We start from the raw sequence: 16,912 nt of genomic DNA, 5'->3' as shown, positions 1-16,912 counted from the left end.
GAACTGTCTCCCGTCAGGAAATTGACCAAGGCGGGTCACGAGCTCAATGGACTTTCTGATCCGCAAATTGCACAATTCGACCATCATGCGGGGGGCGAGGTCATATGCGCATTGCGGCCAATGACGGACTCTATGGCGAAGAGGTGACGCAAGGCACTGAATTTCGCTTTCATTGCGAGACGCTATTTTCCAGAAGCAGCCTGCATCGTTTCGAAATCGGCCTGCACCGCCATGCCGCATTCCTGCAAATCTTGTACATTTGGGGAGGAGAGGGCGATGCGCTGCTGGATGGCCGCACCGAGGCTATTCGTCCGCCGGTCGCGATTGTCGTGCCGCCGGGTTTCGAGCACGGTTTTCGTTTTTCACGCGATATCGGCGGGGTGATCGTTACCGTGTTGCCGGGCGCGCTGCCGGCATCCGTGCAGGCGCTGCTGCTGCGGAATTTCCAGCAGCCGGTGCTGTTGCCGTTGCGGGATTTCCCTGAGGGTGGTCGTCTGCGCGGTGGTTTCGAACATATATCCGGGGAATATGAGATCCGCGAGATTGGCCGCGACGCCATGATCGAAGGCCAGCTCGCCACCGTCGTCACGCTTCTGGCACGGGCGGCGCGACCCTTGATGGAAAGTGCCGGCGAAGGGCTTGCAGAGCGGCGGTTTGAGCTTTTGCTGTCGCTGATCGCTCGCCATATTCGCGAGCCGCACAAGGCGGAATTTTATGCGCAGAAACTCGGCCTGTCCGAGACCCATCTCAACCGCCTCGTCCGTTCCGTTTCCGGCCTCAGCCTGCAACGGCTGGTGGCCCGACGCCAGATCGAGATCGCCCAGCAGGAGCTGATCTTCACGGTATCGACCGTGCAGATGATTGCGGAAGGTCTGGGCTTTGCCGATCCGGCCTATTTCAACCGCTTCTTCAAACGGGAAACCGGCATGACGCCACGGGCATGGCGGCTGGCCGAACAACGAAAAATGGGAGGGGACGGCGTGCGGGAAAACCTGTAGCAGACCCGCGCTTACACCAGCATTCTTGCCAGTTCCCGCTGAACGGCCAGAAGTGCGGGAAGATACCTTTCCACCAGATCGTCCATTGAAGCCACCGAGGCGGCAAGCCCGACATTAAGCGCGGCAACCGTCTGCCCACGCACGGTTTTCAGCGGCACAGCAATGGAGCGAAGGCCGATCTCCACCTCCTGGTCGATCAGGGCATATCCACGATTGCCGGTCGCCTCGATTTCGGAGAGCAGGGCGTCGATGGCAATCATCGTCTTCTCCGTGCGCGCTACCAGCTTCGAGGTTTCAAGAATTTCCCGCCGCCGCTCCGGCGTTTGAACTGAGAGGAGAACGCGGCCCATCGATGTGCAATAGGCGGGCAGACGTGAGCCCGGCATCAAGGCGATGGACATGACCCGCTGCTGGGCGGCACGCGCCACATAGACGATTTCGGTCTCGTCCAGGATGGAGACGGATGTGCTCTGGCCGACCTCTTCCGAAAGACGATCAAGCAGAGGCTGGACGATGCGCGGCAGTGGCATGGTAGCCAGACAACCGGTTCCGAGCCGCAGAACCTTGGGGGTGACGGTGAAGAACTTGCCGTCATAGGCGGCGTAACCCAGTTCCGACAGTGTCAGCAGGCAGCGCCTCGTGGTGGCGCGGTCAAGGCCTGCGATGTCAGCTGCATCGGAAATAGAGAGGCGCGGGCGCTCGGCGCTGAACGCCTCTATTACCTTCAGCCCCTTGGCGAGACCGCCCATCATGTCTCTTTCATTGACGGCCATGTCACGCTCCATTTGTGCGATATACGAACAAAAATAATATAACGCACAAAATTCTTGCCGTCGAGACGGATTCGGATTTAGCTCTCCGCCAGGCAGCCCTCCGGGTTTTTACCGTTCGGCTGGATGGAGGATTGATATGGACAAGACAATCAACAGCGCGGCCGATGCCATTTCCGGTATCGGCGACGGCGCGACGGTGATGATCGGTGGTTTCGGCGGCTCCGGCGCGCCCATCGAGTTGATCCACGCGCTGATCGACAAGGGCCCGAAGAACCTGACGGTGATCAACAACAATGCGGGCAATGGTCGTATCGGCATTGCCGCGATGATCGATGCGGGCATGGTCAGGAAGATGATCTGCTCGTTTCCGCGCTCTTCCGATCCGCGCGCTTTCACCGACAGATATCTGGCCGGCGAAATCGAGCTGGAGCTTGTGCCGCAGGGCACGCTTGCCGAGCGCATCCGTGCCGGCGGTGCCGGCATTCCGGCATTCTATACCCCGACGGCCTTCGGCACCGAGCTTGCCAATGGCAAGCCGATCGCTGAATTCGACGGCCGGTCTTATGTTCAGGAACGCTGGCTGAAGGCGGATTTCGCCATCGTCAAGGCCGAGCTTGGCGATACCTATGGCAACCTCACCTACAACAAGGCGGGGCGCAATTTTAACCCGCTAATGTGCATGGCGGCAGCCACCACCATCGCGCAGGTCTCGAAGATCGTCGCGGCCGGCGAGATCGATCCGGAGCATGTCGTGACACCCGGTATTTTCGTCAATGGCGTCGTGGAAATAGCCGATCCGCAACAGGAAGAAATTCTCATTCGCGCGGGAGTAGCCTACGCATGACCCAGCCAATCAACACCCGCGACGATATCAAGCTTTCCAACGCCCAGATCGCCTGGCGTGCGGCGCAGGACATTGACGATGGCGCTTACGTCAATCTCGGCATCGGTTTTCCCGAAATGGTCGCCCGTTACCAGCCGCCCGGCCGTCAGGCGATTTTCCACACCGAAAACGGTATTCTGAATTTCGGTGAAGCGCCGCCGGAGGGCGAAGAGGACTGGAACCTCATCAATGCCGGCAAGAAGGCCGTGACGCTGAAACCCGGCGCCTCCTTCTTCCACCATGCCGACAGTTTCGCCATGGTGCGCGGCGGGCATCTGGATGTGGCGATTCTCGGGGCCTATCAGGTGGCGCAGAACGGCGATCTCGCCAATTGGCGGGTCGGCTCCAGGGGCGTGCCCGCCGTCGGCGGCGCCATGGATCTGGTGCATGGCGCAAAGCAGGTTTTCGTCATCACCGAACATGTAACCAAGAACGGCGAACCGAAGCTGGTCGAAAAATGTGCCTTTCCGCTGACCGGCGTCGGCTGCATCACCCGCATCTACACCAGCCATGCGGTGATCGACGTGGTCGATGGCCGCTTCGTGCTGCGTGAAAAGCTGGCCGCGATGACATCAGAAGAATTGCAGGCCATGACCGGCGCGCCTCTCCATGTTGATGGCGAAGTCGCTGATCTTGTCGCCCCGGAACTTTGAGGAAAAACCGATGACCGATGCATTCATCTGCGACTATATCCGCACACCGATCGGCCGTTTCGGCGGCGCCCTTTCCTCCGTGCGCGCCGACGATCTTGGTGCGGTGCCGCTGAGAGCGCTTGTGGAACGTAACCCGTCCGTGGATTGGGAAGCTGTCGAGGACGTGATCTTCGGCTGCGCCAATCAGGCGGGCGAGGATAACCGCAATGTCGCGCGCATGTCGCTGCTGCTGGCCGGCCTGCCGGTCTCGGTGACAGGAACCACCATCAACCGGCTGTGCGGTTCGGGCATGGATGCCGTCATTGCCGTCGCCCGCGCCATCAAATCCGGCGAGGCGGAACTGATGGTCGCCGGCGGTGTAGAAAGCATGAGCCGCGCGCCCTTCGTGCTGCCCAAGGCCGAAAGCGCCTTTTCGCGCAATGCCGAAATCTACGACACCACCATCGGCTGGCGTTTCGTCAACCCGCTGATGAAGGCGCAATATGGCGTCGATTCCATGCCGGAGACCGGTGATAACGTGGCCGTTGATTATCAGGTCTCACGCGAAGATCAGGATGCTTTTTCCGTTCTCAGCCAGCAAAAGGCTGCCGACGCGCAGGCCAATGGCCGCCTCGACAAGGAAATCGTCTCGGTCACGATCCCGCAGCGCAAGGGCGATCCGCTGGTGGTGTCGAAAGACGAACATCCGCGCGCCACGAGCCTTGAGTCGCTTGCGAAGCTGAAGCCGGTGAACAAGCGCGACGGCGCGACAGTGACGGCTGGCAATGCATCCGGCGTCAATGACGGTGCGGCCGCACTTATCATCGCTTCGGCGGCGGCGGCCAGGAAATATGGCCTGACGCCGATTGCCCGCATTCTCGGCGGTGCAACTGCCGGCGTTCCGCCGCGCGTCATGGGCATCGGCCCGGCCCCGGCCTCGGCCAAGCTTCTTGCGCGGCTCGGCCTGACGCAGGAACAGCTCGACGTGATCGAGCTGAACGAGGCTTTCGCCAGTCAGGGTATCGCAACGCTTCGCCAGCTCGGCATTGCCGACGACGATGCGCGGGTCAATGCCAATGGCGGTGCCATTGCGCTCGGCCATCCGCTCGGCATGTCCGGTGCCCGCATTGCCGGCACCGCAGCACTCGAGCTTTCGCTGACCGGCAAGCGTTATGCGCTCTCGACCATGTGCATCGGCGTCGGGCAGGGCATTGCCGTGGCGCTCGAGCGGGTCTGACGGGATCGCGGCATCCCGGCTGCCATCAAAACGGGCCGGATGCCGCTGCCGTGCCTATCCTGTGGGGGGCGTTCAGCGTCACCCCTGGTATCCGCTGCCGAAATCTCCTGGCGTGCGTTGGATTCTATCATGAACCGTGACATGTTTTGCGGGTATGACAGGATTCTTTCCGCGCGCAGAGGTGTCTTCATGAAACGTCCGACCATCACAGATGTTGCAAACGCCGCCAGCGTCAGCGTTGCGACTGTCGACAGGGTGTTGAATGGTCGCCTGCCGGTGCGGGAGGAGACCTCCCGGCGGGTGTTCGAGGCGGCGGAGAAGATCGGTTTTCACGCCACCAACATCATCCGCCAGCGCATGCTGGCCGATCTGCCGTCCTATAATCTCGGCATCATTTTGCGGAAAGAACGACACTCCTTTTACCAGACATTCGCCGATGAGCTGGAGCTTGCGGCGCGCAACGTCAGGGACCGGCATCTGAACCTGCGCATTGAATTTGCCCAGTCGGGCGAGCCGAGCGAGCTTGCCGCACTTCTTTCCGGTATGAAAGGCCGGGTGCAGGCCGTGGCGGCCACCGGACCTGACCATCATGACGTTACGGCGGCCGTCGAGGCGCTGAAAGCCAAGGGCATTCCCACCTTTTCCCTGCTTTCCGATTTCGCTCAGGGCGTGCGGGAAGCCTATCTCGGCGCGAATAACATGAAGGTCGGGCGCACAGCGGCGTGGATGATCTCGCGGCTGGCGCGCAGCAAGGGCAAGGTTCTGCTGTTGCTCGGCGGCCACCGTTTTCACGGCCATTCGCTGCGGGAAACCGGCTTTCGCAGCTATATCAGGGAATATGCGCCGGAATTCGAGGTGATGGACGCGCTGATCACGCTGGAAACGCGGCGCCTGACCTATGAGCTTGTCATGGACACCATCGCCAAACACCAAGATCTCGTCGGCATCTATTGCATCGGCGGCGGCATGGAAGGCGTGATCGAGGCCTTGCAGCAGGAGAACCGCCAGGAAACCATCGTCTGCCTCGTCAACGAGTTGACGCCGGAATCCCGGCAGGCGCTGCTGGAGCGGCGCATTACCGGCGTGTTCCAGACGCCGCTTCGCGAATTATGCGCAGACCTTGTCGCCACCATGGTTCACACCATCGAACACGGCATGGCGGAAACGCCGGGGCAAAGATTTGTACCCGCCCATCTGTGGGTTCCTGAGAGTCTTTGACTGTTTGATAGATTCTATCATAAATTCCCGTCTCTTTCTATCAGCCTTGATGGATTCCGCTGCCGCAGATGCGTTGACGCTGGCCGCGAACTAGGAAAATGTTGCCGGCATGTGGAGCGGGCAGGAGGCTGATCCACGACAATAATGATGTTTCAAGGTTGCCAAACGCCGCAGATTTCCATCTTCGGCGACGGGTATCCTTTTGCCGGAAAGCGGTTGCGGCGCAATGCACTTGCTGCCGTCCGACCGGTTTTTTTTCAAGATTTTCGGAGGAGGACGACATGAAAAGACATTTAGCGATTGCGGCTTTGGCCACCATGCTGGCGACTACGGCGTCGGCTGAGACCATCGGCGTTTCGATGGCCCTGTTCGATGACAATTTCCTGACCGTGCTGCGTAACGGCATGATCGATTATTCGAAGGGCATGAACGGCGTCTCGCTGCAGATCGAGGACGCGCAGAACGATGTCGGCAAACAATTGAGCCAGGTGCAGAATTTCATTGCCGCCGGCGTTGACGCCATCATCGTCAATCCCGTCGATACGGATGCGACGGTGGCGCTTTCGCAGGCCGCGACTGCCGCCGGTATCCCGCTCGTTTACGTCAACCGCCAGCCGGTCAATCTCGACAGCCTGCCGGACAAACAGGCCTTCGTCGCTTCCGATGAAAAACAGTCGGGAACCTTGCAGACGCAGGAAGTCTGCCGGCTTCTGAAGGCGGCGGGCAAAACGGAAGCCAAGGCCGTGGTGATGATGGGAGAGCTTTCCAATCAGGCTGCCCGCATGCGGACAGAGGACATCAAGGAGGTCATCGCTACCCCGGATTGCAGCTTCATAAAGCTTGTCGAGGAGCAGTCCGCCAACTGGTCACGCACGCAGGGGTCGGACCTGATGACCAACTGGCTCTCGGCTGGCGTTGAGTTCGATGCGGTGATTTCCAACAATGACGAGATGGCGATCGGCGCGATCCAGTCGCTGAAGGCGGCCGGCCGGCCGATGGATGGCGTCATCATTGCAGGTATCGATGCGACGCAGGACGCTCTCGTCTCCATGGCAGCGGGCGAACTGGATGTCAGCGTGTTCCAGAATGCCGCAGGTCAGGGCAAGGGCGCCGTGGACGCCGCGCTGAGGCTCGCCAAGGGCGAGAAGATCGACAAGAAGGTCTTCGTGCCCTTTGAGCTGGTGACGCCCGCAAACCTCAAGGACTACCAGGCCAAGAACTGAGCCGGACATTCGATCGACATGCATTGCGGATGCCGTGACTAGGGAATCCGAAAACACGGTCGCCCCCGAAAATGGCGGCCAAAGGCTGCGGTTTCTTTCTCCCGGAAACCGCAGCCTCAACCAGTCCGCCCGTCAGGGCTTTTCAACAGACATGCAGATAAGGAGGCGTATATGCGCATCGCCCTCGACCCATTCATGCACCGCCATCTCAGCCTCGAAGCTCTTCCCGCCAAGGTGAAGGAACTCGGTTACGACTGGATCGAACTCAGCCCGCGCGCCGATTTTCTCGAATGGTTCAAGGCGCCGCGTGTGTTTCCCGAAAGGATCCGCTCGTTCAAGAAGGCGCTGGCGGCGGAAAACGTCAGGATCGCCTCGCTGCTGCCAATGTATCGCTGGGCCTCCAATGACGAGACCGAACGGCAGGCGGCAGTAAAACACTGGAAACGCGCCATCGAGATCGCCGTTGAACTGGAGGTCGACACGATGAATTCCGAATTCGGCCGTGGTCCGCATCCCGACAGGGGTTCCTGCTATTGCTGCCATACCGGCTCGATGATCGAGGCCTGCGAAGATGCCTGGTGGCGCTCCATGGAGGAACTGGTGCCGATCTTCGAGCGGGAAGGCATCAACCTGCATGTCGAGCCGCATCCGGAAGACTGGTGCGAGACGCTGCAACCAGCCCTCGACATCATCCGCACCGTCAATTCGAAGAATGTGAAATTCCTCTATTGCGCACCGCACACCTTCTATTTCGGCGACGACACCAAGGCGATGCTGCGCGAGGCGAAGGATGTACTCGCCCACGTTCATGTCGGCGATACTTTCAACCACAAGGCCAGCTCCGGGCTGCGCTACATTCTCAACCCGCCGGGCACGCAGGCGCGGGTGCACCAGCACTTGAATATCGGCCAGGGCGAGGTGCCGTGGGACGACTTCTTCGGCACGCTTTCCGAAATCGGCTTCGACGGCATCGTGACCTCCTGTGTCTTTGCCTGGGAGGACAGGGCCGATGAATCGGGCAGGTTCATGTGCGCCGAGATCAACAACTACATCGAAAAATACCGCAAGTGAGGTTTTTCCTATGACTTTGAGAATTGGTGTCATCGGCACCGGCGCAATTGGCCGTGACCATGCCCGCCGTATCAACAGGGTGTTGGGAGGCGCGAAGGTCGTGGCGCTCAGCGACGTCAACCCGGCATCCGCCGAGGCGGTGAGGAACGACATCGCCCCGGATGCCGTCATCTTCGCCACCGGCGAGGAACTGATCGCGTCGCCGGATGTGGATGCCGTGCTCGTCACCTCCTGGGGTGCCACGCACGAGCAATATGTGCTGGCCGCCATTGCCGCCGGCAAGCCCTGCTTCTGCGAAAAGCCGCTGGCGACAACGGCGGAAGGCGCAAAACGCATCGTCGGCGCCGAGGTGGCGCAGGGCAAGCGGCTTGTTCAGGTCGGTTTCATGCGCCGTTACGACAGCGGTTATGTGGCGCTGAAACAGGCGGTCGATACCAAGATCGGCGCGCCGATCATGGTGCATGCCGCCCACCGTAACCCGTCGGTTCCGGAGCAATACGTCACCCCGATGGCGATCCACGACACGATGATCCACGAGATCGACGTGCTGCGCTGGCTGCTAAACGACGACTATGTCTCGGCGCGGGTTCTCTTTCCTCGCTCAGCGGCCAGAAGCCATGCGCGGCTGAAGGACCCGCAGATCGTCATTCTGGAAACGGCAAAGGGCACGATCATCGACGTCGAAATCTTCGTCAATTGCCATTATGGTTATGATATCCAGTGCCAGGTGGTTGGCGAAGACGGCATAGCCAGCCTGCCGGAACCGATGTCCGTCCAGACGCGCCTCGGCGCAAAGCTGCAGAACGACATCCTCACCGACTGGAAAGACCGTTTCATTGCCAGCTACGATGTGGAGTTGCAGGATTTCATCCATGCGGCGGCGAAAGGCACAGCGGCCGGGCCTAATTCATGGGATGGTTACGTGGCCGCCATCACATCCGATGCCTGCGTGGCCGCGCAGGAAACCGGGGGCGCTGCGGTCGCCATCGACCTTCCCCCGCGTCCCGCCCTTTATCAGTGAGGAAATCTCATGCGTTTTGCCATCAACCACATCGCGGCGCCAAAGCTGTCCCTCGAGGAATTCTTCGCGACAGCCCGCAATCTCGGCCTGACCGAAGTCGAAATCCGCAACGACCTGCCTGACATTGTCGGTACCGTGGACCCGGCGGCGGTGAAGGCGGCGGCCGAAAAGGCCGGCGTGACGATCATCTCGATCAATGCGCTTTATCCCTTCAACGTCTGGTCGGGCGACCTACCCGCACGGGCCTTTTCCATGGCTGATTATGCCGCCGCAAGCGGCGCGAAGGCACTCGTCATGTGCCCGCTCAATGATGGAACGGCAGTCTCATTCGATGATCTCGTGACCGCGCTGAAAGCCATGAAGCCGATCCTTAAGGAACGCGGACTGATCGGCCTTGTCGAGCCGCTCGGTTTCCCCGTCTCGTCGCTACGTACCAAGGCGCTGGCAATCGAAGCGATCGACGCGGCCGGCGGTGGCGATGTCTACAGGCTGGTCCACGACACCTTCCACCACCATCTGGCAGGAGAGACGGTATTCTTCCCCGAACGTACCGGCCTCGTCCACATTTCCGGCGTGATCGACCCTGCAGTCTCCATAGCCGACATGCTGGACGCTCAACGCGTTCTGGTGGATGGCGGCGACCGACTGGAAAATATCGCCCAGATCAGGACGCTTGAGGCCGCGGGCTATATGGGGCCTTACAGTTTCGAACCTTTCGCGGCGGAAATCCATGAATTGAATAACCCCGCGGCTGCCGTCAAGGACAGCATCGACTACATCTCTCGGGTACTATGACCGCCTTTATCGTCTGCGGTTTGCCGTGGTGGCGTGACCGGCAAAAAGACAGAGAAATCAATTCCGCTTTCACAGATGATGCTGTAGTCTTTGCGTGACAAAACAGAGCAGCAATCAGGCTCGGGTATTCTTGAAATCAACTGCTTTGAGCAGGCTTTCTGCCCGCACCATCCGTAGAAGATTGGTTGAATTTCCCCTTTATGAAAATAGACAGGAAAACGACGCTTAAGGACGTGGCGCAGCAGGCGAATGTTTCGCTGAGCACTGCCTCGCACGCTCTCAATGGTACGGCCCCTTTGACCACGCTGGTTCGCGAGCGTGTGCTGGAGGCGGCCCGCTCGCTCGGTTATCTCGAAAACCGCCGGCAGAAGGCGACGATCGCTACCCTGCGCGTCGTGTTGCTGGCCATGACCAACGATGCAGCGCCGCAAAGCGATCTCAACATGGTCAGCTGGACGATGCTGAACGGCTTCCGGCGCGAATGCGAGCGGCGCGGGATTCGCATCGTTCCTTTCGTCAGCGCCACGAGCAGGCTTGACCCTGTCGCGGTGGCGCAGGCGGCGGATGCCGATAATGTCGATGGCATTGTGGTTTTGAATGATGATCGGCCGCAACTGGTGCAGGCACTCTCGGCGCTCGGCAAACCAGTGGTGCTGATCAATGGCGAGGACCCGGCCATGATCGTCGATACGGTGACGGCGGAGAACCGTTTCGGCGCCCGTCTCGGTATCGAGCACCTGCTTTCCCTCGGCCATCGCAATATATTGCACATTACCTGGAAGGGTCGCACGACGATCCGCCGTCGTTACGACGGTTATAGTGACGCGTTTCTTGCGGCGGGATTTCCGGTTCCGGCAAACATGGTCGTTGAGGTGGAGAGCTATGAACCCCTATGGGGTGAAGCGGCCATTCGCAGCCTGCTTGCCGAAGACCGGCCGCTCCGAAACGCCACAGCGATTTTCTGCGCGGCGGACAATCTGGCGCTCGGCTGTCTGAAAGCACTGACTGAAGCAGGTGTCGGGGTTCCCGATGACGTCTCGGTGCTGGGCTTCGATGACATCATGCCGGCGGCCTTCAGTGCGCCGCCGCTCAGCACCATCCAATTGCCCGCCGATAGGCTGGGCGGTGCGGCACTTTCGCTGCTGGAGCAACGGCTTGTCGCCGCCGATCCGACCCGACCTGCGCACCGGCTGGAACTTGGCTGTCGGCTTGTGCTGAGGGGCAGCATCGCGCCGCTGCGAAAATAGAGGACTCTTCCATCCTGTTTGGGGGGACGAATGTCCTTCAGACAACTAGCTTCCTGCCGTCATTCCAGCCTTGAGCCGGAACCTAGCCAGCCCAAAAGTCCTTGGGCTGAAAAGAGTTTTTCGCCGCGCAGTCGCGCGTCGGCTGGATGCCGGCTCAAGGCCGGCATGACGAGGTGGGGTATCAGACTCGCCCCATGCCCGGGCTTACTTCATGCCCGTCCCCGCAATCCCTGTGGTGATATAGCGTTGCAGGAACAGGAACACGACGGTCACAGGGGCGAGGCTGAGGAAGGTCATGGCGAGAATATAGTGCCATTGCACCGAGAACTCGCCCTGGAAGGCGTTCAGGCCCACCTGCAGCGTGAAGTTCTCGCGGCTGCTGAGGACGATCAGCGGCCAGAGGAAGTCGTTCCAGCGCCACAGCACAGAGAAGATCGCGAGAACCGCAAGAGCCGGTGCCGTCAGCGGCAGGATGATGCGCCAGAAGATGCGGAATTCGCTTGCCGCATCGACGCGCGCGGCCTCGATCAGCTCGTCGGGGATCGTCAGCATATATTGCCTGAGCAGGAACACGCCGGTCGGCGTCGCGACGGTGGGGATGATGACGCCCCAGAGATTGTCCACGAGGCCGACACCGACGATGACCAGATAGGCCGGCACCATGACGACGGTAAGCGGGATCATCAGGGTGGAGATGATCAGCACGAAAATCGCCTTTTCTCCCCTGAAGCGGTACTTCGAGAGCGCGAAGGCTGCCATGGCGTTGACGATCAGAGTCAGAACCGTTGCGACGACGGTGACGAAGACCGAGTTTTTCAGGAAGGTCAGGAAGTTGAACTGCGTCAGGGGATCGGTGAAGTTCTGCGTCGCGATCGTCAGTTTCTGGACGGGCGACATTTCGCGGGTGTCGACGCTGACCGGCGGGCCGGGATTGGCCGGATCCACCATCTGCGCCTTGATGCCGACGCGCCGGACCATGGCCATTTCCCGCTCCGTGCCGTCGATGGCGACGGTCCAGAGGCTGAGCGGCCTGTCGTAACCCCGCACCTCCACCTGTACGGCGGCGCGCGGCAGAAGGCTCGGCGGAAACCGTGTGATCTCGGCTTCCGGCTTCAGCGAGGACATCGCGGCCCAGACGACGGGTATCAGCACCGCGAGCGTGCCACCGATGAGCCAGACCCAGGAGAGAATATCGGTGAGGCCGATCCTGCCGGGGCGGCGGGTTCGCGTCAGGAACGTGACTGCGTTGAGATTGCCGGACATGATCAGGACTCCATCTTTTTGCCGAGGCGCAGTTGCACGAGCGTCAGCGCGAGAAGAACAAGGCCCATGAGAACCGATGCGGCGGATGCGAGGCCGAAGAGCCTGAGATCGCTGCCGAAGGCCATCTGATAGATATATTGCACCACGAATGTGTTGGCCGTGCCCGGCCCGCCGCCATTGGTCAAAACCCAGGCTTCATCAAAGATCTGCACCGAGCGGATCATCAAAAGGATCAGCACGACGAGAAGGTTGGGGGCAAGCAGCGGCAGGGTGATGCGCAGCAATGTGCGCCGGGGCGAGGCGGCGTCGATTGCGGCGGCTTCGTATAGGTCTTTGGGAATGGCCTGAAGGCCTGCCAGCAGGATGAGCGTGTAAAAGCCCATATGGAACCAGACGGATACGACCACGACGAAGAAACGCGACCAGCCGACATCCAGCAGGAAGATTTCCGGCGGTACGCCGAGCATCTGGAAAAAGGCGTTCAGCAGGCCGTTGCGGTCTAGAAACCATTTCCAGATGAGGCCGATGACTACCGGCGACAACAGCACGGGATAAAAGAACATGGCGCGGAAGAAGCCGCGCGCGGCAATCGCCCTGTTCAGAATGAGCGCGGTGACCAGTGCGACGAACAGTGTGGCGACGACGTTGAAGCCGACGAACCAGAGCGTGTTCCAGATCGCGGTCCAGAACAGCGATTCCCGGCAGCTTCCGGGGTCCATGTAGCTCTGGCAATCGAGCAGCTTGCTGAAATTGTCGAGACCGACGAAGGGGCGGTCGCTGATCAACAGTTCGGTGCCGCCGGTAAAGGCGTAACCGACGGCAATGGCGATCGGCAGGAAGGTGAAGATGCCGAACAGAACGAGGTTCGGCATCAGGAAAATATAGGGCATGCGTTTTTTGCCGATCAACCGCTCGATGAGGTTGAGCGGCACCTCGGCGATTGCCATCACGGCATCGAGTGCGCGGTCGGACAGTCTCGCAAGCTTTTGGCTGGCCATGCTAACCTCTCCCCTGGCTGTCGAGGCGCGGCAGTGCCAGCTCCGTGGTGGGGTCGAAGACATGCACCCTTTCGCGCGCCGGCATGATGTTCAGGACCGAGCCTGAAGCGGGCGCGAAATGGCCGGCCTGGTGCACGATGATCTGCTCCTTCTGGCCCTGAAGATTGCCATAGAGATAGGTCTCGGTGCCGAGGCTTTCGTGGTACTGCACCTCGAAGGGCAGGCCCTTTTCCTGCGTGATGACAAAATGCGAGGGACGAATGCCCGCGAGAACTGCCTGTCCGGGAGTAGCTGCGGCGGGATCGACAAGGCAGGGCAGGGACACGCCGTAGCCGGTGTCGATTGCGAGGTTGCCGTCGCTACCGGTGACGAATGTGCCCTTCAGCATATTCATGCGCGGTGAACCGAGGAAGCCGGCGACGAAGAGGTTGCGCGGATTGTCGAAAAGCTCGAGCGGGCTGCCCACCTGTTCGATGCGGCCTGCGCGCAGCACCACGATCTTGTCGGCCATGGTCATGGCTTCCACCTGATCGTGGGTTACATAGATCATCGTCGTCTTGATATCGCGATGCAGCCTTGTGATTTCGGCGCGGGTCTGCACGCGCAGCGCCGCGTCGAGGTTCGATAGAGGCTCATCGAACAGGAAGATATCCGGTTCGCGCACGATGGCGCGGCCGATGGCGACGCGCTGGCGCTGGCCGCCGGAAAGCTGTTTTGGTTTGCGGTCGAGATAGGGTTCGATGGCCAGCATGCGCGCGGCCTCGTTGATGCGGCTTTCAATTTCCGCCCGCTTGAAACGCAGGTTTTCAAGGCCGAAGGCAAGGTTCTTGCGCACGCTCATATGCGGATAGAGCGCATAGGACTGGAAGACCATGGCGATCTTGCGCTCGGCAGGCGAAAGGGCGCTGACATCGCGTCCGCCAATGCCGATGCTGCCAGACGAGACGTCCTCAAGACCGGCGATGATGCGCAGCAGCGTGGATTTTCCGCAGCCCGATGGGCCGACGAAAACAACGAATTCCCCGTTTTCGATCTCGAGATCGATGTCATGCAGGACATGAACGGCCCCAAATGCCTTGTTGAGGTTTTCCAGCTTCAGACTTCCCATTACCTGCTCCCTTCGGGCAAGGTCGTCTCTGCGACGATCTCTTTTTCATTCCAGCCCTCGGGCAAGGGCGTCGTTCTGCCAATGGCGACATCGCGCGCAGAAAATCCGTGAACGCCGGATAGATAAACCGCAGGCATTCCGCCGGGATAGTCCTCCAGTCCGACGATCCTGCCGTCGGCGCTGCGTGTCCAGGCGTTGGCGCGGCCGGCGGCCTCCGGGCTCGGTGCAATATCCGCATTGGTCGGGCGAAGATCATATTTGAGGCCGGTGCCGAGTTTGCCCGGCCGCTGCGACAGCGTGATGCGGCTGAGCGTTACGTTGTGAATGCCCGCCTTCGAGGTGGAAACGAGATTGATCGCGCCTTCCATCGAACCGCTCAGATCTTCCACCACGAGGTTTTCGACCTTGCCGGCCTGACGTTCGGGACGGCGGTCGACCACGGTGACCGTCACGGCTTCGCCCGATCCCCAGAAACCGCCCGGCGTTTCGTGGCATTCGGTCTCGATGCGTGAAAAGTGGATGTTGCGCATTTCCCCGCCATCGCGGGAAAAAAGCCCTATGCCGCGATTGGATGCGATGACTTTGCAATCCTCGAACACCACATCGGTGAAATCGCCGAAGGATTCCGTGCCGAGTTTCAGGGCGCAGCTCATGCTTGAGACGGTGCAGCGGCGAACGGTGATATCGGCGCAGGCGCCGACGGCCTTGCCATCCGGCCCGGCGCTGGTCTTCAGGCAGATGCCGTCATCGGCGGTGGATATGGTGCAATCCGTAATCAGGGCGCGCCGGCAGGCATCCAGCACGATGCCGTCGGTGTTGGGCAGGCGCCGGTCGTTTTCAACGCGGACGTTGCGGAAATTCAGATCTTCGCAATCGACCATGTGCAGCGTCCACATTGGTGAACCGCTGACGACGAGGTTTTCAAGGCGCACGTTGCTACAGGCCTCGAGCACCATCACGCGCGGGCGCTTTTTCGCCGGGATATAGGTTCCCATGGCTTCGTCGTCACCGATGATGAAGTTTTCACCGCCCGCCTCGATGCGGCCGGGGCCGGTGACGGCGATGTTGCTTGCGCCTTTTGCGATGATCATGCCGCGATCGGAATCCTCGGCGATGACAGAAACGGACGTATGGGCATAGGCGTCGTAGTCGGAAATCGGCGCCAGTACCGCGTCTTGTGCAAGATGAAGTTCCACGCCACTTTTAAGCTGAAGGCCGCCGCTGACATGCCGCCCGGCCAAGAGCGACACGACGCCGCCGCCTGCGGCCGATGTGGTATCTATTGCCTGCTGGATTTCGGCAGTGGCGTCGCGTCCCACGGCGGCAATGGTGATATTGGTGTGAGCACTCATGATGCCTGCGGCCTTTTCAGAAACACGTCGATCAACAGCAGCATCGTCAGAGCCTGCCCATAGGGCGTGGGCAGATTGGGAATGCGGCGGTAAAAATCGAGATCGTGGCCCATGGGGGTGCCGTCTGACACACCGTGAACGACGCCGTCGTCATCGATATTGCCCAGCACCGCCTTCAGCGCCCGCTCGGCATGGGCGCGGTTTTCTTCGCCGAGAATACCGGCCTCGATGCCGCGCAGAATGCCGTAGGCGATGCCAGCGGTTGCCGAGGTCTCGACCGGCGAAGTCGGATCGTCGAGAAGCGTGTGGAACATGCCATCTTCGCGCTGATATTGGCGCAGCGACCGCACCTGGCTTGCCAGCACATTGGCGAGGAAACGTTTGTCCTTTTCGGCAAGCGTCGGCACCAGTTCGAAGAGTTCGGGGATTGCAACGGTGATCCAGGAATTGCCGCGCGCCCAGAAGGCATGCGCAAAATTGTGGCGTCCGATGAAGGTCCAGCCGTGATACCACAGCCCGGTCACGGGGTCGGACAGGTAACGCGCATGGATCATGAACTGGTAGACTGCCTCATCGATCCAGTCCTGACGCTTGCACACCACACCGGCGCGGGCGAGGAACAGACAGGCCATGAACAGCGTGTCGTCCCATAATTCGCCCTCATTCAGCCGTTCCTTGACGACGTGCTGGAAGCCGCCATCCTCGGTCTTCGGCAATTTGTGCACCAGCCAGTCGGCCCAGTCTTCCACCAGCGCCCGGAAGTCCGGCCGGTCGACATGTTCGGTCAGGATGACGAGCGGCAGCATGGGCGCGGAACTGTTGATCTGGCGCGGCGGCAGGCCACGCTCGATCTGCCAGCCATACCAGGTCACCAGATCATCCAGCGCCTTCTGGTCGTTTGCAGCCAGCGCCCGGCGCAGGAAGCCATAAAGGCCGACGCCCACTTCCCAATCCCATTCGTCGAACTGGATCTTGCCGTCGGAACTGCCGCTTGCCAGACCTTCCTGTATGCCCTTGAGGCGGCTGAAGGCGGCGGCGACATTGTCGATCGTCGTCCTGAGAGTGTCTTTCTCGATGCTTGGCTGGTTCATCT

16 protein-coding genes are annotated in these 16,912 nt (G+C 60.6%); 10 read left to right on the top strand and 6 right to left on the bottom strand.

The genetic code is table 11. The features are described from left to right. The first annotated feature begins 104 nt into the window (after positions 1-104). Entirely contained in the window at positions 105-998 is an 894-nt protein-coding gene (locus RS75_RS14545) for a helix-turn-helix domain-containing protein (protein WP_045021618.1), read from the top strand. A gap of 11 nt (positions 999-1,009) precedes the next feature. Here RS75_RS14545 and RS75_RS14540 read toward each other — a convergent pair whose 3' ends face one another. Beyond that, positions 1,010-1,771, bottom strand: a complete 762-nt coding sequence (locus RS75_RS14540) for an IclR family transcriptional regulator (RefSeq protein ID WP_045021616.1) — start codon at positions 1,769-1,771, stop codon at positions 1,010-1,012. A gap of 136 nt (positions 1,772-1,907) precedes the next feature. On the opposite strand from RS75_RS14540, the gene RS75_RS14535 reads away from it, so the two are divergent. From RS75_RS14535 to RS75_RS14495, 9 genes are all read left to right on the top strand, one after another. After that, positions 1,908-2,615: a 3-oxoacid CoA-transferase subunit A gene (locus tag RS75_RS14535; RefSeq protein ID WP_045021614.1), complete on the top strand. Its 708-nt coding sequence runs from the start codon at positions 1,908-1,910 to the stop codon at positions 2,613-2,615. Next, positions 2,612-3,307: a CoA transferase subunit B gene (locus tag RS75_RS14530; protein WP_045021612.1), complete on the top strand. Its 696-nt coding sequence runs from the start codon at positions 2,612-2,614 to the stop codon at positions 3,305-3,307. The genes RS75_RS14535 and RS75_RS14530 overlap by 4 nt, the downstream gene beginning before the upstream one ends. A 10-nt stretch (positions 3,308-3,317) precedes the next feature. Then, the gene (gene pcaF, locus RS75_RS14525; RefSeq protein WP_045021611.1) at positions 3,318-4,523 is read left to right on the top strand and encodes a 3-oxoadipyl-CoA thiolase; all 1,206 of its coding nucleotides are present in this window, start codon (positions 3,318-3,320) and stop codon (positions 4,521-4,523) included. Positions 4,524-4,712: 189 nt separating this feature from the next. Beyond that, positions 4,713-5,741 carry a LacI family DNA-binding transcriptional regulator gene (locus tag RS75_RS14520; RefSeq protein WP_045021610.1) on the top strand — a complete coding sequence of 343 codons (1,029 nt, stop codon included), beginning with the start codon at positions 4,713-4,715 and terminating at the stop codon, positions 5,739-5,741. A gap of 281 nt (positions 5,742-6,022) precedes the next feature. Next, complete coding sequence (locus tag RS75_RS14515; RefSeq protein WP_045021609.1) at positions 6,023-6,964, top strand: sugar ABC transporter substrate-binding protein; 942 nt, start codon at positions 6,023-6,025, stop codon at positions 6,962-6,964. Positions 6,965-7,135: 171 nt separating this feature from the next. Beyond that, positions 7,136-8,035 carry a sugar phosphate isomerase/epimerase family protein gene (locus RS75_RS14510; RefSeq protein WP_045021608.1) on the top strand — a complete coding sequence of 300 codons (900 nt, stop codon included), beginning with the start codon at positions 7,136-7,138 and terminating at the stop codon, positions 8,033-8,035. A 10-nt stretch (positions 8,036-8,045) separates the two neighbouring features. Beyond that, complete coding sequence (locus RS75_RS14505) at positions 8,046-9,056, top strand: Gfo/Idh/MocA family protein (RefSeq protein WP_045021607.1); 1,011 nt, start codon at positions 8,046-8,048, stop codon at positions 9,054-9,056. A gap of 9 nt (positions 9,057-9,065) precedes the next feature. Further along, positions 9,066-9,851 carry a TIM barrel protein gene (locus RS75_RS14500; RefSeq protein ID WP_045021606.1) on the top strand — a complete coding sequence of 262 codons (786 nt, stop codon included), beginning with the start codon at positions 9,066-9,068 and terminating at the stop codon, positions 9,849-9,851. Positions 9,852-10,051: 200 nt separating this feature from the next. Continuing rightward, positions 10,052-11,098: a LacI family DNA-binding transcriptional regulator gene (locus tag RS75_RS14495; protein ID WP_200893639.1), complete on the top strand. Its 1,047-nt coding sequence runs from the start codon at positions 10,052-10,054 to the stop codon at positions 11,096-11,098. 204 nt (positions 11,099-11,302) lie between these two features. On the opposite strand, the gene RS75_RS14490 is transcribed toward RS75_RS14495, so the two are convergent. From RS75_RS14490 to bglB, 5 genes are read right to left on the bottom strand one after another with little or no spacing between them, the layout of a single operon-like run. Further along, positions 11,303-12,361: a carbohydrate ABC transporter permease gene (locus RS75_RS14490; protein WP_045021604.1), complete on the bottom strand. Its 1,059-nt coding sequence runs from the start codon at positions 12,359-12,361 to the stop codon at positions 11,303-11,305. Between the two features lie 2 nt (positions 12,362-12,363). Beyond that, positions 12,364-13,359 (bottom strand): carbohydrate ABC transporter permease, encoded by a 996-nt coding sequence (locus RS75_RS14485; RefSeq protein WP_045021602.1) that lies wholly within the window; start codon positions 13,357-13,359, stop codon positions 12,364-12,366. Between the two features lies 1 nt (position 13,360). Then, positions 13,361-14,467, bottom strand: a complete 1,107-nt coding sequence (locus RS75_RS14480; RefSeq protein WP_045021600.1) for an ABC transporter ATP-binding protein — start codon at positions 14,465-14,467, stop codon at positions 13,361-13,363. Beyond that, positions 14,467-15,819 (bottom strand): polygalacturonase PglB, encoded by a 1,353-nt coding sequence (pglB, locus tag RS75_RS14475; protein WP_045021597.1) that lies wholly within the window; start codon positions 15,817-15,819, stop codon positions 14,467-14,469. The genes RS75_RS14480 and pglB overlap by 1 nt, the downstream gene beginning before the upstream one ends. Beyond that, positions 15,816-16,910 carry a beta-galactosidase BglB gene (gene bglB / locus RS75_RS14470; RefSeq protein WP_045021596.1) on the bottom strand — a complete coding sequence of 365 codons (1,095 nt, stop codon included), beginning with the start codon at positions 16,908-16,910 and terminating at the stop codon, positions 15,816-15,818. The genes pglB and bglB overlap by 4 nt, the downstream gene beginning before the upstream one ends. Positions 16,911-16,912 lie beyond the last annotated feature (2 nt).

This window comes from Rhizobium nepotum 39/7 (assembly GCF_000949865.1).
Lineage (GTDB): Bacteria > Pseudomonadota > Alphaproteobacteria > Rhizobiales > Rhizobiaceae > Agrobacterium > Agrobacterium nepotum.
This window is presented reverse-complemented; position numbering and strand designations above follow the sequence as displayed.

Bases quoted from the DNA above. Each gene is read 5' to 3' on its own strand.
- pcaF (WP_045021611.1), top strand. From the start codon at position 3,318: ATGACCGATGCATTCATCTGCGACTATATCCGCACACCGATCGGCCGT.
- RS75_RS14540 (WP_045021616.1), bottom strand. From the start codon at position 1,771: ATGGCCGTCAATGAAAGAGACATGATGGGCGGTCTCGCCAAGGGGCTG.
- bglB (WP_045021596.1), bottom strand. From the start codon at position 16,910: ATGAACCAGCCAAGCATCGAGAAAGACACTCTCAGGACGACGATCGAC.
- RS75_RS14510 (WP_045021608.1), top strand. From the start codon at position 7,136: ATGCGCATCGCCCTCGACCCATTCATGCACCGCCATCTCAGCCTCGAA.
- RS75_RS14535 (WP_045021614.1), top strand. From the start codon at position 1,908: ATGGACAAGACAATCAACAGCGCGGCCGATGCCATTTCCGGTATCGGC.
- RS75_RS14485 (WP_045021602.1), bottom strand. From the start codon at position 13,359: ATGGCCAGCCAAAAGCTTGCGAGACTGTCCGACCGCGCACTCGATGCC.
- RS75_RS14545 (WP_045021618.1), top strand. From the start codon at position 105: ATGCGCATTGCGGCCAATGACGGACTCTATGGCGAAGAGGTGACGCAA.
- RS75_RS14505 (WP_045021607.1), top strand. From the start codon at position 8,046: ATGACTTTGAGAATTGGTGTCATCGGCACCGGCGCAATTGGCCGTGAC.
- pglB (WP_045021597.1), bottom strand. From the start codon at position 15,819: ATGAGTGCTCACACCAATATCACCATTGCCGCCGTGGGACGCGACGCC.
- RS75_RS14520 (WP_045021610.1), top strand. From the start codon at position 4,713: ATGAAACGTCCGACCATCACAGATGTTGCAAACGCCGCCAGCGTCAGC.
- RS75_RS14480 (WP_045021600.1), bottom strand. From the start codon at position 14,467: ATGGGAAGTCTGAAGCTGGAAAACCTCAACAAGGCATTTGGGGCCGTT.
- RS75_RS14515 (WP_045021609.1), top strand. From the start codon at position 6,023: ATGAAAAGACATTTAGCGATTGCGGCTTTGGCCACCATGCTGGCGACT.
- RS75_RS14530 (WP_045021612.1), top strand. From the start codon at position 2,612: ATGACCCAGCCAATCAACACCCGCGACGATATCAAGCTTTCCAACGCC.
- RS75_RS14500 (WP_045021606.1), top strand. From the start codon at position 9,066: ATGCGTTTTGCCATCAACCACATCGCGGCGCCAAAGCTGTCCCTCGAG.
- RS75_RS14490 (WP_045021604.1), bottom strand. From the start codon at position 12,361: ATGTCCGGCAATCTCAACGCAGTCACGTTCCTGACGCGAACCCGCCGC.
- RS75_RS14495 (WP_200893639.1), top strand. From the start codon at position 10,052: ATGAAAATAGACAGGAAAACGACGCTTAAGGACGTGGCGCAGCAGGCG.